We start from the raw sequence: 13,548 nt of genomic DNA, 5'->3' as shown, positions 1-13,548 counted from the left end.
CAGCTTCCATGCGGCTCAATTGGAGCATGCATTCTCTTTTGTGACAAAGGCTTATGGGGTTTTTTTATGAGCGACGTCAAGCATTCCCGCCTGATTATCCTGGGCTCCGGCCCTGCCGGTTATAGCGCTGCCGTTTATGCGGCCCGCGCCAATCTCAAGCCCGTGATCATCACCGGCATCCAGCCCGGCGGCCAGCTCACCACCACCACCGAAGTGGACAACTGGCCTGGCGATGTCGAAGGCCTGACCGGCCCGGCCTTGATGGAGCGCATGCAGAAGCACGCAGAACGCTTCGACACCGAGATCATCTACGACCACATTCACACCGCCGAGTTGCAAGCGCGCCCCTTCGTACTCAAGGGCGATAGCGGCACCTACAGCTGCGATGCGCTGATCATCGCCACCGGCGCCAGTGCCCAGTACCTGGGCCTGCCGTCCGAGGAAGCCTTCGCGGGCAAGGGCGTATCGGCCTGCGCCACTTGCGATGGCTTCTTCTATCGCAACCAGGTGGTCGCCGTCATCGGCGGCGGCAACACTGCCGTGGAAGAAGCACTGTACCTGTCGAACATCGCCAAGGAAGTTCACCTCGTGCATCGCCGCGACAAGCTGCGCTCGGAGAAGATCCTGCAGGACAAGCTGTTCGACAAGGCCGCCAACGGCAACGTGCGCCTGCACTGGAATCAGACTCTGGACGAAGTGCTTGGCGATCAGAGTGGTGTCACCGGCGTACGCCTGAAGAGCACCATGGACGGCAGCACCCAGGAGCTGCCGCTGGCAGGCGTTTTCATCGCCATCGGCCACAAACCCAATACCGAGCTATTCGTCGGCCAATTGGATATGCATGACGGCTACCTGAAGATCAAGGGTGGCAGCGAAGGCAATGCCACGGCCACCAGCATCGAAGGTGTATTCGCAGCCGGTGACGTGGCCGACCACGTCTATCGTCAGGCCATCACCTCGGCCGGCGCTGGCTGCATGGCCGCACTGGATGTCGAGAAATTCCTCGAAGATCTTTGACACCCCAGGGCGGACGCCGTCCGCCCTCCCCTCTTCCGAGCCCTGACGCATGCTGACCTGGCTGCAACGCGACTCATTTGATTTCCCGCCCCTGGCCAAAGCCATGCGCGAGCCCAATGGCCTGCTCGCTGCCGGCGGCGATCTCAGTGCGGCGCGCCTCGTACAAGCCTATCGCCACGGCTGCTTCCCATGGTTTCAGGACGGCCAGCCGATTCTCTGGTGGTCGCCGGATCCCCGCACCGTTCTTTTTCCCGACGAGCTGCACGTATCGCGCAGCCTTGGCAAAGTGCTGCGCCAGCAGCGTTACCGCGTCACCTTCGACCAGGACTTCAGCGCCGTCATCCGCGCTTGCGCTGCACCTCGCAGCTACACCGACGGCACCTGGATTACCACGCCGATGCAGAGCGCCTACATCGAACTGCACGAACAGGGCATTGCTCACTCCGTCGAGGTCTGGCAAGGCGACGAACTGGTCGGCGGGCTCTACGGCCTGGCAATGGGGCGACTATTCTTTGGTGAGTCCATGTTCAGCCGCGCCGACAACGCGTCCAAGGTGGGCTTCGTGACACTCGTCAGCAAGCTGCAGGAATGGGGCTTCACCTTGATCGACTGCCAAATGCCGACCCAGCATCTGCACAGCTTCGGCGCCCGAGCGATTTCACGCGCCAGTTTCGCCGAATATTTGCAGCGCTACCTGGATCAGCCCAGCCTGGCGAACTGGCTTACCTAGTCGATCTGGCAACCCTGACATACACTCTTTATCAGGCCCTCTCGAGACACCGCCATGACCGAGCTCGCCCGCCTGAAGTTCTATGCGACTCAGCCCCATCCGTGCAGCTATCTGCCCGAGGAGCAGGCGACCACCCTGTTTCTCGACCCCAGTCAGCCCATGGATGTGCAGGTGTACGCCGAGCTTTCCGACATGGGCTTTCGGCGCAGCGGTGACCACCTGTATCGCCCACACTGCCAGCAGTGCACCGCCTGCATCCCGGCGCGTATCCCCGCCGCTCTCTTCACCCCCAATCGCCAGCAGCGGCGCATCCTCAAGCGCAACCAGGACATCAGCGTACGCCCCGTGCGGCCAGCCTTCAGCGAAGAGTACTACCAGCTCTATGCCCGCTACATCGAACAGCGCCATGCTGACGGCGACATGTATCCGCCCAGCCGTGATCAGTTCTCGACCTTCCTGGTGCGCGACCTGTCTTTCTCGCGCTTTTATGAGTTCCGCCTCGGGGAGCGACTGGTAGCGATCGCCGTGACCGATGTCCTGCCCAATGGCCTGTCGGCCGTATACACCTTCTACGATCCCGACGAGGAACAGCGCAGCCTTGGGCGCTTCGCCATTCTCTGGCAGATCGAAGAAACTGAACGTCTTGGCCTTGATGCCGTCTATCTGGGCTACTGGATCAAGAACTGTCGCAAGATGAACTACAAGACCCAGTACCACCCGATAGAACTGTTCGTCAATCAGCGCTGGACGCTCCTGACTTAGCGCGCTGCCTGCACGCTCTCGTGCAAGCAAACCCAAGCCACTTGGCGCAGACCACTGTTTTCGGGCACAATGCACGCCGCTTTTGCCTGGGGCCAGTCGCGCCGGGCCATTTCCTGGACACCGAGGGCTTTACTGCATGTCGAAAGAAGACAGCTTCGAAATGGAAGGCACTGTCGTCGACACCCTGCCCAACACCATGTTCCGCGTGGAGTTGGAAAATGGGCATGTCGTTACCGCGCACATCTCCGGAAAGATGCGCAAGAATTACATCCGCATTCTGACTGGTGACAAAGTACGCGTCGAACTGACGCCGTACGACTTGAGCAAGGGCCGCATCACCTACCGCGCCCGCTAAGCCAAGCGCCAGATACGAAACGCCCGGCATTTGCCGGGCGTTTTCGTTCGCGTGGATTAATCCTACCGTTCGACAAGAGCGTAAGCGGCGACCCATGGACGCCGCTCCACAACTCCCCAGCATCAGGCCAGCTCGGCCGCCGTTTCGAACTCGAAACTCGGCTCGCCATCCTTGATGTCGATGTGTACCACACCGCCATGCTCGGCCAGCTCGCCGAACAGAATCTCCTCCGCCAGCGGACGCTTGATCTTGTCCTGAATCAAGCGCGCCATCGGTCGAGCCCCCATCTGCACATCGTAACCGCGCTCGGCCAGCCAGCTGCGCGCTGCACCGCTGACTTCCAGCGTGACGCGCTTGTCCTCCAGTTGCGCCTGCAACTCGGTGAGGAACTTGTCGACGATGCTCTTGATCACTTCGTGACTCAGGCGGCCGAACTGGATGATGGTGTCCAGGCGGTTGCGGAACTCCGGCGTGAAGCTCTTCTTGATGACTTCCATGGCATCGGTGGAGTGATCCTGCTGAGTGAAGCCGATCGACGCACGCGAGGCAGTCTCAGCGCCCGCGTTGGTGGTCATGATCAGGATCACGTTGCGGAAGTCCGCCTTGCGCCCGTTGTTATCAGTCAGCGTGCCATGATCCATGACCTGCAGCAGCAGGTTGAAGACTTCCGGGTGCGCCTTCTCGATTTCATCGAGCAACAGCACGCAGTGCGGCTGCTTGGTGATTGCCTCGGTGAGCAAACCACCCTGATCGAAGCCGACGTAGCCGGGCGGCGCGCCGATCAGGCGCGAGACGGTGTGGCGCTCCATGTATTCGGACATGTCGAAGCGCACCAGCTCGATACCCAGCGCCTTGGCCAACTGACGAGCGGCTTCGGTCTTGCCGACGCCAGTCGGCCCGGCGAAGAGGAACGAACCCACCGGCTTGTCCGGTGCCTTGAGGCCGGCCCGGGAGAGCTTGATGGCCGTGGACAGCGAATCGATCGCGGCGTCCTGACCAAACACCGTCAGCTTCAGATCGCGCTCGAGGTTGCGCAGCAATTCCTTGTCGGAGCTGGAAACGTGCTTCGGCGGAATCCGCGCGATCTTGGCGACGATGTCCTCGACCTGTGCAACCTCGATGCGCGCCACGCGCTTGTCTTCCGGCTGCAGGCGCTGGTAGGCGCCCGCTTCGTCGATGACATCGATGGCCTTGTCCGGCATGTGCCGATCATTGATGTAGCGTGCCGCCAATTCAGCAGCAGCGCGCAGGGCCTCATCGCTGTACTCGATGTGGTGGTGCTGCTCGAAGCGCGCCTTGAGCCCCTTGAGGATGCCGACGGTGTCCTCCACCGAAGGCTCGACTACATCGACCTTCTGGAAGCGCCGCGCCAGCGCACGATCCTTCTCGAAGATGCCACGGAACTCCTGGAAGGTCGTGGAGCCAATGCAGCGAATCTCGCCGGACGAGAGCAGTGGCTTGAGCAGGTTAGAGGCATCCATGACCCCACCCGAGGCCGCGCCGGCACCGATGATGGTGTGGATTTCGTCGATGAACAGAATGGCATGGGGGCGCTTGCGCAGCTCATTGAGCAGCGCCTTGAAGCGCTTCTCGAAGTCACCGCGATACTTGGTGCCCGCCAGTAGCGCACCCAGATCAAGTGAGTACACCACGCTATCAGCCAGCAGATCCGGCACCTGCTCATCCACGATGCGCTTGGCCAGCCCCTCGGCAATAGCGGTCTTGCCGACACCAGCCTCGCCAACCAGCAACGGGTTGTTCTTGCGCCGACGAGCAAGGATCTGCGCCACACGCTCGACTTCTTGCTCGCGGCCAACCAGTGGATCGATACGCCCTTGGCGCGCCAGCTCGTTCAGATTGCTGGCATAGGCATCGAGCGGGTTGGCAGACGAGGACGACTCGCCGCCCTCCTCATCCTGCATTTCCTGCTCATGCTCGTGCTGATCACCATGCCCCGGCACCTTGGAAATACCATGAGCAATGAAATTGACCACATCGATACGCGCCACGCTCTGCTGCTTGAGCAGGAACACGGCCTGGCTTTCCTGCTCGCTGAAGATCGCAACCAGCACATTGGCGCCGGTGACTTCACGCTTGCCGGAACTCTGCACATGGAATACCGCACGCTGCAGCACGCGCTGGAAACCCAGCGTCGGCTGAGTTTCGCGGTCTTCATCATGCTGCGGAATCAGCGGCGTGGTGGAGTCGATGAACTCCTGCAAATCATGGCGCAGCTTGTCGAGATTGGCTCCACAGGCACGCAATACGCTGGCAGCCGCCTCATTGTCCAGCAAGGCAAGCAGCAGGTGCTCGACCGTCATGAATTCATGACGTTTGGCGCGCGCCTCCTTGAAGGCAAGATTGAGGGTGACTTCGAGCTCTCGGTTCAACATAGCTTCACCTCATACCCAAGTGGCCGGCGTTAACCGTCCTTCTCTATTTCACAGAGTAGCGGATGCTGGCTTTCTCGTGCGTACTGGTTGACCTGCATTGCCTTGGTCTCCGCAATATCGCGCGTATACACACCACACACCGCACGCCCCTCCGTATGGACGGCCAGCATGATCTTGGTCGCCAATTCCCGATTCATGCCGAAAAAGGTTTCAAGTACTTCGACGACGAAATCCATCGGGGTGTAGTCGTCATTGAATAAGACCACCTTGTACATCGGTGGTGCCTTGAGCGCTGGCTTGGATTCCTGGACAGCGATACCAGAGGAGTCATCCTCATGCTCTGCCGGGTGATCCTGATTGAATGTTAGTCGAATCTGGCTACTTGCATGCATGCTGGAATCAGGGTTTCAGGGCTGGACGAACGGGGATGCTAGAGGGAGTTTGACTGAGTTCTCAGCCATCCGCCGCATAGCCTTGACTATCGGCAAAAGGGTGTTACAACCAATAAATACCCTATTCAAGGGTATCGGGGTTCCACGCCTTCGCCCAGCCGGATCGGTTATTGCGCGGAATTGAAGTGGATGATACTCCAGAGATGGAGTCCTTTGCAGAGGGATATCAGCATGCTCAGCGGTAAGGTCAAGTGGTTCAACAACGCCAAAGGCTATGGATTCATCCTGGCCGAAGGCCGAGATGAGGACCTGTTCGCCCACTACTCGGCCATCAATATGGAAGGTTACAAGACACTCAAGGCAGGCCAGCCGGTTCGTTTCGAGATCGTGCAGGGGCCCAAGGGATTGCATGCCGTCAATATCAGCACCGTCTCTGCGACACAGGAAGCGCCAGCGACCACGCCACAGCTGCAGACCACCGCGAGCACGGTAGGAGCCTGATCACCTCTGGCAGTCGCCATGAAAAAGGCCAGTCGTATGACTGGCCTTTCTTTATCCACGGCAACCTGCAGTTACATATGCGCGATCATCGCGTCGCCGAATTCGGAGCAGGACAGCAACTTCGCCCCCTCCATCAAGCGCTCGAAGTCATAGGTCACGGTCTTGGCTGCAATAGCCCCGTTGGTGCCCTTGATAATCAGATCAGCCGCCTCGATCCAGCCCATGTGACGCAACATCATTTCGGCGGAGAGAATGATCGAGCCGGGATTGACCTTATCCTGGCCAGCATATTTCGGCGCAGTGCCGTGAGTCGCCTCGAACATCGCCACTGAATCGGACAGGTTGGCACCGGGCGCGATACCAATGCCGCCCACCTCAGCAGCCAGGGCGTCGGACAGATAGTCACCGTTGAGGTTGAGCGTGGCGATGACGTCGTACTCGGCCGGTCGCAGCAGGATCTGCTGCAGCATGGCGTCGGCAATCACGTCCTTGACCACGACGCTCTTGCCGGTGCGTGGATTCTTGAACTGCATCCACGGGCCGCCATCGAGCAACTCGGCGCCGAACTCGTCACGCGCGATCTCGTAGCCCCACTCTTTAAAGGCACCCTCGGTGAACTTCATGATGTTGCCCTTGTGCACCAGGGTCACCGAGTCGCGATCGTTGTCGACGGCGTACTGCAGCGCCTTGCGCACCAGGCGCTTGGTGCCGGCTTCGGACACAGGCTTGATGCCGATACCGCACATATCGGTGAAGCGAATCTTCTTGACGCCCATTTCTTCGGTAAGGAACTTGATGACCTTTTCAGCCTCCGCGCTGCCGGCTTTCCATTCGACACCGGCATAGATGTCTTCGGAGTTCTCGCGGAAGATCACCATGTCTACGTCACCCGGCTTTTTCACCGGGCTGGGCACGCCCTCGAACCAACGCACCGGGCGCTGGCAGACGTAAAGATCCAGCTCCTGACGCAGGGCGACGTTAAGCGAGCGAATGCCGCCACCCACCGGCGTGGTCAACGGCCCCTTGATGGACACGACGTAATCGCGCACCGCCTCGAGGGTTTCTTTCGGCAGCCAGGTGTCCTGGTCGTAAACCTGGGTAGCCTTCTCACCGGCATAGACCTCCATCCAGGAAATCTTGCGAGCACCGCCGTAGGCTTTCTCGACGGCAGCATCGACGACCTTGATCATGACTGGAGAGATATCGACACCGATGCCATCGCCTTCGATGAAAGGAATGATCGGGTTGTTCGGCACATTCAGCGACATATCGGCATTGACGGTGATTTTGTCACCGCTGGCTGGCACCTGGATCTTCTGGTATCCCATTGCTCGACTCCATCTTGTGGTTAGACAGTGTGCACTCCCGAGAGTAGCGCAAACCTCAGACCTCAGACACATCTGCAAAGGTCTTATTCAGCAGGGCATTCTGTGACGAGGTGTCGCGGTGATATACTCCTTAGGTGACTAACGAGTCATAAGGGGCGGCCTGTCCGGAACCGGATAGCAGCCTCTTGAAGCCGACGGGAGTACACCATCATCCGTCGGATCGAAACGTTCGACACTCTACGGGTGTATCCAACATCACCGCGGCGAGTCCTCGACCCGGCTCCATGACCCTGGAGTTCGCGCCACACGCGCAGGTCGAGTTTCTATGCGCGCTCAGCAAAGAAGAGAGTTAACGCTAAATGTCCACCCCTTCGAAGATCATCTACACCTTCACCGACGAAGCCCCAGCCCTTGCCACCTATTCGCTTCTGCCCATCGTGGAAGCCTTCGCTGCATCGGCCGACATCTCCGTTGAAACCCGCGACATCTCTCTTGCTGGACGCATCCTGGCAAGCTTTGCCGACCGTCTGGATGCCGACAAGCGCATCGACGACGACCTGGCCAAGCTGGCTGAGCTGACCCTGCAGCCAGACGCCAACATCATCAAGCTGCCCAACATCAGCGCCTCCGTTCCGCAGCTCAAGGCCGCCATCGCCGAACTGCAGGCTCAGGGCTACAACATCCCGAACTTCCCGGAAGACCCGCAGAGCGAAGAAGACAAGGAAGTTCGCGCCCGCTACGCGAAAATCCTGGGCAGCGCCGTGAACCCGGTTCTGCGTGAAGGTAACTCCGACCGCCGCGCCCCGGCGGCGGTCAAGGCCTACGCGCGCAAGCACCCGCACAGCATGGGCAAGTGGAGCATGGCTTCGCAGTCCCACGCCGACTACATGCGCGGCGGCGACTTCTTCTCCAGCGAGCAATCGATCACCATGGCCAAGGCCGGTGACGTGCGCATCGAGTTCGTTGGCAAGGACGGCAAGGTCGAGGTCAAGAAACAGCTCGCCCTGCAGGAAGGCGAAGTCTTCGACAGCATGTTCATGAGCTGCCGCAAGCTGCGTGCCTTCTTCGAGAAGACCCTGCAAGATTGCAAGGAAACCGGCGTGATGTGGTCCTTGCACGTCAAGGCGACCATGATGAAGGTCTCCCACCCGATCGTCTTCGGTCATGCCGTCAGCGTTTACTACAAGGACGTGTTCGACAAGTACGGCGACCTGTTCAAGGAACTGGGCGTCAACCCGAACAACGGCATCAGCAGCGTCTACGACAAGATCAAGGCGCTGCCGGCGTCCCAGCAGGAAGAAATCCTGCATGACATCCACGAGGTCTACGCCCATCGCCCAGAAATGGCCATGGTTGATTCGGTCAAGGGCATCACCAACCTGCACATCCCGAGCGACGTCATCGTCGACGCCTCGATGCCGGCGATGATCCGTAACTCCGGTCAGATGTGGGGCAAGGACGGCAAGCAGAAAGACACCAAGGCCGTCATGCCTGAGAGCACCTACGCTCGCATCTATCAGGAAATGATCAACTTCTGCAAAACCAATGGCGCGTTCGATCCGACCACCATGGGCACCGTGCCGAACGTCGGCCTGATGGCGCAGAAGGCCGAGGAATACGGCTCCCACGACAAGACCTTCGAAATGACCGCCGACGGCACCATGCGCGTGGTGGCTGCCGACGGTACCGTGCTGATGCAGCACGAAGTCGAAGCTGGCGACATCTGGCGTGCCTGCCAGACCAAGGACGCGCCGATCCGCGACTGGGTCAAGCTGGCCGTTACCCGCGCCCGTCAGTCCGACACTCCGGCGATCTTCTGGCTGGATCCGGAGCGCGCCCACGACCGCGAGCTGCAGAAGAAGGTCGAGCTGTACCTCAAGGATTACGACCTGACCGGCCTGGATATCCGCATGATGGGCTACAACGAAGCCATCCGCGTCTCCATGGAGCGCATGATTCGTGGCCAGGACACCATCTCGGTGACCGGTAACGTGCTGCGTGACTACCTGACTGACCTGTTCCCGATCATGGAGCTGGGCACCTCGGCCAAGATGCTGTCCATCGTTCCGCTGATGGCGGGCGGCGGCATGTACGAAACCGGCGCCGGCGGTTCGGCACCCAAGCACGTACAGCAACTGGTCGAAGAGAACTACCTGCGCTGGGATTCCCTGGGCGAGTTCCTGGCCCTGGCCGTCTCGCTGGAAGAAACCGGCATCAAGACCAACAACGCCAAGGCCAAGGTACTGGGCAAGACCCTGGATCAGGCCACCGGCAAGCTGCTGGACAACAACAAGTCCCCGGCGCGCAAAGTCGGCGAAATCGATAACCGCGGCAGCCACTTCTACCTGGCGCTGTACTGGGCACAAGCCCTGGCCGAGCAAAACGACGACGCCGAGCTGAAAGCTCACTTCGCCCCGCTGGCCAAGCAACTGACCGAGCAGGAAGCCGCTATCGTTGCCGAACTGGCCGCCGTACAAGGCAAGCCAGCCGATATCGGTGGCTACTACCGCTCCAACCCTGAGCTGACCAGCAAGGTGATGCGCCCAAGCGCCACCTTCAACGCCGCTCTGGCTGCACTGAATGCCTGATTGGGCTTGAGTGTCAAAAGAACCCCGGCCTGGCGCCGGGGTTCTTTATTTGTGGATCTGGACAATCTTTGTAGGAGCGAGCTCTGCTCGCGAATTCGTTTTTTCGCGAGCAGAGCTCGCTCCTACAGGCGTCATCCAAAGATAATCTCGGAGAAAGAGAAATGGACTGGCAACCCCATATCACCGTGGCCACGGTCATCGAAGACCAGGATCGCTTCCTCTTCGTCGAAGAATTCAAGGCCGGACGCCTGGTACTCAACCAGCCCGCCGGACACCTGGAAGCCAATGAATCGCTGCGCGAAGCCGCACTGCGCGAAACCCTGGAAGAAACCGGCTGGGACGTCGAGCTGACCGCCCTGCTCGGCCTCTACCTCTATACCGCACCGAGCAATGGCGTGACTTATCAGCGCGTCTGCTTCATCGCCCGCCCGGTGCACCATGACCCGCAGCGCGAACTGGACAGCGACATCAACGGTATCACCTGGCTGACGCGCAACGAGCTGGCTGCACAACCCGAGCGCTGGCGCAGCGAACTGGTGCTGCGCTGCGTCGACGACTACCTGGCCGGGGTCAGCGGGCCGCTGGAGCTGCTGCGCGACTAAGCGTAGCCCGGATGAAATCCGGGGGTGCCTGGCATGACCTTCCCGGAGTTCATCCGGGCTACGGACTGCATGGATGCAGGAGGTAGAGCGACGCAGGAAGCCAAAGCCGAGTACGTCCTACAGGCGGCAGGCTTTCTGGTAAACTTGACGGCTTTTCAGGCTTCACTCGCAGACTCCCATGCAAGCACCCAGCACCCAACGCGTGATCGTCGGCATGTCCGGCGGCGTCGATTCGTCCGTTTCTGCCCTGCTGCTGATGGAACAGGGTTACCAGGTCGAAGGCCTGTTCATGAAGAACTGGGACGAAGACGACGGCACCGAATACTGCACCGCCATGGATGACCTGGCCGACGCCCAGGCCGTATGCGACCGCATCGGCATCAAGCTGCACACCGCCAACTTCGCCGCGGAATACTGGGACAACGTGTTCGAGCACTTCCTGGCCGAATACAAGGCCGGACGCACGCCGAACCCGGACATCCTGTGTAACCGCGAAATCAAGTTCAAAGCCTTCCTCGACTACGCCCTGAGCCTCGGCGCGGATCTGATCGCCACCGGTCACTACGTGCGTCGCCGCGACATCGATGGCCGCACCGAACTGCTCAAGGGCCTGGATCCGAACAAGGATCAGAGCTATTTCCTGCATGCCGTCGGCGGTGAGCAGATCGCCAAGACCCTGTTCCCGGTCGGCGAGCTGGAAAAGCCGCAGGTACGCGCCATTGCCGAGAAATACGAGTTGGCCACGGCGAAGAAGAAGGACTCCACCGGCATCTGCTTCATCGGTGAGCGTCGCTTCAGCGATTTCCTCAAGCAGTATCTGCCGGCGCAGCCCGGGGATATCGAAACCACGGAAGGCCAGGTCATCGGCCGCCATCATGGTTTGATGTACCACACCATCGGCCAGCGCCAGGGCCTGGGCATTGGCGGTCTGAAAGATGCGGGCGATGAACCCTGGTACGTACTGCGCAAGGATCTGACGCGCAACGTACTGATCGTCGGCCAGGGCAACGAACACCCCTGGCTGTTCTCCCGCGCCCTGCTCGCCTCGGATATCTACTGGGTCAACCCGGTAGACCTGAACAGCCCGCGCCGCCTGACCGCCAAGGTGCGTTACCGCCAGAGCGACCAGTCCTGCACCCTGGAGAAGACCGAGAACGGCTATCGCGCCGTATTCGACGAGCCGCAACGGGCAGTAACCCCAGGCCAGTCCGTGGTGTTCTATGACGGCGAGGTCTGCCTCGGCGGCGGTGTGATCGAAACCGCCGAAGCCTGGTACGAGGACGCCCGATGAGTCCGATTCAGGAGCAACTGGTCGCCCTCGGCGCCGTCTTCGAAGCCGCCGTACTGGCGGACAAGATCGCCCGCACCGGCCAGATCAGCGAAGCCTCGATGGGCTGCATGCTCGGCAGCCTGCTCGTTCGCGATCCGAAAAGCACCCTGGATGTTTACGGTGGTGACGACCTTAACCTGCGCGAAGGCTATCGTGCGCTCATCAGTGCCCTGGAGCGCAACCCAGCCGCCTTGCAACGCGAGCCACTGCGTTATTCGCTGGCCCTGGTCGGCCTGGAGCGTCAGCTGGACAAACGCAGTGACATGCTGGAAATCATGGGCAGTCGGCTGGATCAGATCCAGCAACAGGTCGAGCATTTCGGCCTGGTGCATGACAACGTCATCGCGGCCTGTGGCGGCCTGTACCAGGACACCATCAGCACCTTCCGCCAGCGCATCCAGGTGCATGGCGACATGCGCTTTCTACAACAGCCGAACAACGCGGCAAAGATCCGCGCCCTGCTGCTCGCCGGCATTCGCTCGGCGCGCCTGTGGCGCCAACTCGGTGGCCACCGCTGGCAGTTGGTGTTCAGCCGCGGCAAGCTGCTCAAAGCGCTCTACGACATGACGCGAAACTGACCATGGAGCCCGCCAGCCGCAGCGTCAAACCCCTTCAGGGTGCCCTGCTGCTGGCACTCTCGGCCCTGCTGTTTGCTTTCACCGGGGTAGGCATCCGCGAAATATCCGCCAGCGTCAACAACGAGTCGGTGGTGTTCTTCCGCAACCTGGTCGGCGTGCTGTTCTTTCTGCCGCTGCTACTGGTGCGCGGCGCGCGCCCGCTACGCACGACACGCCTGAAATCTCATCTATGGCGCACCACCTACGGTCTGGCGGCGATGTACTGCTTCTTCTACGCCATCGCCCACCTGCCACTGGCTGACGCCATGCTGTTCACCTATTCAGCGCCGGTGTTCACCCCGCTGATCGCGCATATCTGGCTCAAGGAGCCGCTGACCCGACGCATGCTGATCAGCAGCCTGGTCGGCCTGTGCGGCGTGCTGCTGGTGGCCAAGCCCAGCGCCGCCCTGTTCGAGGGCGCGGCATTGGTTGGCCTGGCGGCGAGCCTGTTGGCAGCTTTCGCTTTCGTCTCCATCCGCGAGATGAGCGACAGCGAGCCGGCGACCCGCATCGTCTTCTATTTCTCGCTGTTTTCCGCGTTGTTTTCCGCCATTCCGCTGACCTGGAGCTGGCAGCCGCTGGACGCCAACCAGCTTGGCTGGCTGCTGGGTATCGGCCTGCTGGCCACCGCCAGCCAGGTGATCATGTCGCGCGCCTACGGCCTGGCACCACCGGGACTGATCGGCCCCGTGGCCTACCTGGCCATCGTCTTCGCCGGCCTCATCGCCTGGCTGCTCTGGGGCGAGACACCGGACAGACTGTCATTGCTTGGTGCAGCGCTGATCTTTGCCGCCAGTCTGTTATCGGTCGCAAGACGCAAGGCATAGACGGCCAAGCGCCGGTTTTCATGTATGATGTGCGCCCTTTTCGTCAGAGGTCGTCCAGGCACCTGAGCTAGCGCCCGCTTCACTGAAGCAGGCACGACGCGCAGCA

The 13,548-nt window shown here is 60.7% G+C and carries 13 protein-coding genes; 10 read left to right on the top strand and 3 right to left on the bottom strand.

Annotated features, from left to right (window positions below; translation table 11 throughout):
• The first annotated feature begins 66 nt into the window (after positions 1–66).
• The 4 genes from trxB (at position 67) to infA (ending at position 2,864) form a co-directional block, all read left to right on the top strand.
• Positions 67–1,017, top strand: a complete 951-nt coding sequence (gene trxB, locus ACODS1_RS03955) for a thioredoxin-disulfide reductase (RefSeq protein WP_322977857.1) — start codon at positions 67–69, stop codon at positions 1,015–1,017.
• Positions 1,018–1,066: 49 nt separating this feature from the next.
• A complete protein-coding gene (gene aat, locus ACODS1_RS03950) occupies positions 1,067–1,747 on the top strand; it encodes a leucyl/phenylalanyl-tRNA--protein transferase (protein WP_489084621.1) in 681 nt (226 codons plus the stop codon).
• Positions 1,748–1,801: 54 nt separating this feature from the next.
• Positions 1,802–2,509 (top strand): arginyltransferase, encoded by a 708-nt coding sequence (locus tag ACODS1_RS03945; protein WP_489084620.1) that lies wholly within the window; start codon positions 1,802–1,804, stop codon positions 2,507–2,509.
• A 136-nt stretch (positions 2,510–2,645) separates the two neighbouring features.
• Positions 2,646–2,864: a translation initiation factor IF-1 gene (gene infA, locus ACODS1_RS03940; RefSeq protein WP_002553999.1), complete on the top strand. Its 219-nt coding sequence runs from the start codon at positions 2,646–2,648 to the stop codon at positions 2,862–2,864.
• A gap of 122 nt (positions 2,865–2,986) precedes the next feature.
• Here the strand turns inward: infA and clpA are convergent, their stop codons facing one another.
• Positions 2,987–5,257: an ATP-dependent Clp protease ATP-binding subunit ClpA gene (gene clpA, locus ACODS1_RS03935; RefSeq protein WP_322977860.1), complete on the bottom strand. Its 2,271-nt coding sequence runs from the start codon at positions 5,255–5,257 to the stop codon at positions 2,987–2,989.
• 29 nt (positions 5,258–5,286) lie between these two features.
• Positions 5,287–5,649, bottom strand: a complete 363-nt coding sequence (gene clpS, locus ACODS1_RS03930; protein WP_322977861.1) for an ATP-dependent Clp protease adapter ClpS — start codon at positions 5,647–5,649, stop codon at positions 5,287–5,289.
• A gap of 231 nt (positions 5,650–5,880) precedes the next feature.
• Here clpS and cspD point away from each other — a divergent pair, with 231 nt between their 5' ends.
• A complete protein-coding gene (gene cspD, locus ACODS1_RS03925; RefSeq protein WP_322977862.1) occupies positions 5,881–6,150 on the top strand; it encodes a cold shock domain-containing protein CspD in 270 nt (89 codons plus the stop codon).
• A gap of 71 nt (positions 6,151–6,221) precedes the next feature.
• Here cspD and icd read toward each other — a convergent pair whose 3' ends face one another.
• Positions 6,222–7,478 carry an NADP-dependent isocitrate dehydrogenase gene (gene icd / locus ACODS1_RS03920; RefSeq protein ID WP_489084619.1) on the bottom strand — a complete coding sequence of 419 codons (1,257 nt, stop codon included), beginning with the start codon at positions 7,476–7,478 and terminating at the stop codon, positions 6,222–6,224.
• Between the two features lie 359 nt (positions 7,479–7,837).
• On the opposite strand from icd, the gene ACODS1_RS03915 reads away from it, so the two are divergent.
• From ACODS1_RS03915 to ACODS1_RS03895, 5 genes are all read left to right on the top strand, one after another.
• A complete protein-coding gene (locus ACODS1_RS03915; RefSeq protein WP_322977864.1) occupies positions 7,838–10,066 on the top strand; it encodes an NADP-dependent isocitrate dehydrogenase in 2,229 nt (742 codons plus the stop codon).
• A gap of 161 nt (positions 10,067–10,227) precedes the next feature.
• Positions 10,228–10,668: an NUDIX hydrolase gene (locus ACODS1_RS03910; RefSeq protein ID WP_489084618.1), complete on the top strand. Its 441-nt coding sequence runs from the start codon at positions 10,228–10,230 to the stop codon at positions 10,666–10,668.
• 178 nt (positions 10,669–10,846) lie between these two features.
• A complete protein-coding gene (mnmA, locus tag ACODS1_RS03905; protein WP_489084617.1) occupies positions 10,847–11,959 on the top strand; it encodes a tRNA 2-thiouridine(34) synthase MnmA in 1,113 nt (370 codons plus the stop codon).
• Positions 11,956–12,576 (top strand): high frequency lysogenization protein HflD, encoded by a 621-nt coding sequence (gene hflD, locus ACODS1_RS03900; RefSeq protein WP_489084616.1) that lies wholly within the window; start codon positions 11,956–11,958, stop codon positions 12,574–12,576. Before mnmA ends, hflD begins: the two co-directional genes overlap by 4 nt.
• Before the next feature lie 2 nt (positions 12,577–12,578).
• Entirely contained in the window at positions 12,579–13,442 is an 864-nt protein-coding gene (locus tag ACODS1_RS03895; RefSeq protein ID WP_489084615.1) for a DMT family transporter, read from the top strand.
• The last annotated feature ends 106 nt before the right edge of the window (positions 13,443–13,548 follow it).

Source organism: Pseudomonas sp. FG29, assembly GCF_057809355.1.
Note: the sequence above shows the minus strand (reverse complement) of the source record. Positions and strands in the feature narration are given on the sequence as shown.

Coding starts and splice junctions, on each gene's coding strand:
- trxB (WP_322977857.1), top strand. CDS start 67: ATGAGCGACGTCAAGCATTCCCGCCTGATTATCCTGGGCTCCGGCCCT.
- ACODS1_RS03945 (WP_489084620.1), top strand. CDS start 1,802: ATGACCGAGCTCGCCCGCCTGAAGTTCTATGCGACTCAGCCCCATCCG.
- icd (WP_489084619.1), bottom strand. CDS start 7,478: ATGGGATACCAGAAGATCCAGGTGCCAGCCAGCGGTGACAAAATCACC.
- ACODS1_RS03910 (WP_489084618.1), top strand. CDS start 10,228: ATGGACTGGCAACCCCATATCACCGTGGCCACGGTCATCGAAGACCAG.
- ACODS1_RS03895 (WP_489084615.1), top strand. CDS start 12,579: ATGGAGCCCGCCAGCCGCAGCGTCAAACCCCTTCAGGGTGCCCTGCTG.
- mnmA (WP_489084617.1), top strand. CDS start 10,847: ATGCAAGCACCCAGCACCCAACGCGTGATCGTCGGCATGTCCGGCGGC.
- infA (WP_002553999.1), top strand. CDS start 2,646: ATGTCGAAAGAAGACAGCTTCGAAATGGAAGGCACTGTCGTCGACACC.
- hflD (WP_489084616.1), top strand. CDS start 11,956: ATGAGTCCGATTCAGGAGCAACTGGTCGCCCTCGGCGCCGTCTTCGAA.
- clpS (WP_322977861.1), bottom strand. CDS start 5,649: ATGCATGCAAGTAGCCAGATTCGACTAACATTCAATCAGGATCACCCG.
- cspD (WP_322977862.1), top strand. CDS start 5,881: ATGCTCAGCGGTAAGGTCAAGTGGTTCAACAACGCCAAAGGCTATGGA.
- clpA (WP_322977860.1), bottom strand. CDS start 5,257: ATGTTGAACCGAGAGCTCGAAGTCACCCTCAATCTTGCCTTCAAGGAG.
- aat (WP_489084621.1), top strand. CDS start 1,067: ATGCTGACCTGGCTGCAACGCGACTCATTTGATTTCCCGCCCCTGGCC.
- ACODS1_RS03915 (WP_322977864.1), top strand. CDS start 7,838: ATGTCCACCCCTTCGAAGATCATCTACACCTTCACCGACGAAGCCCCA.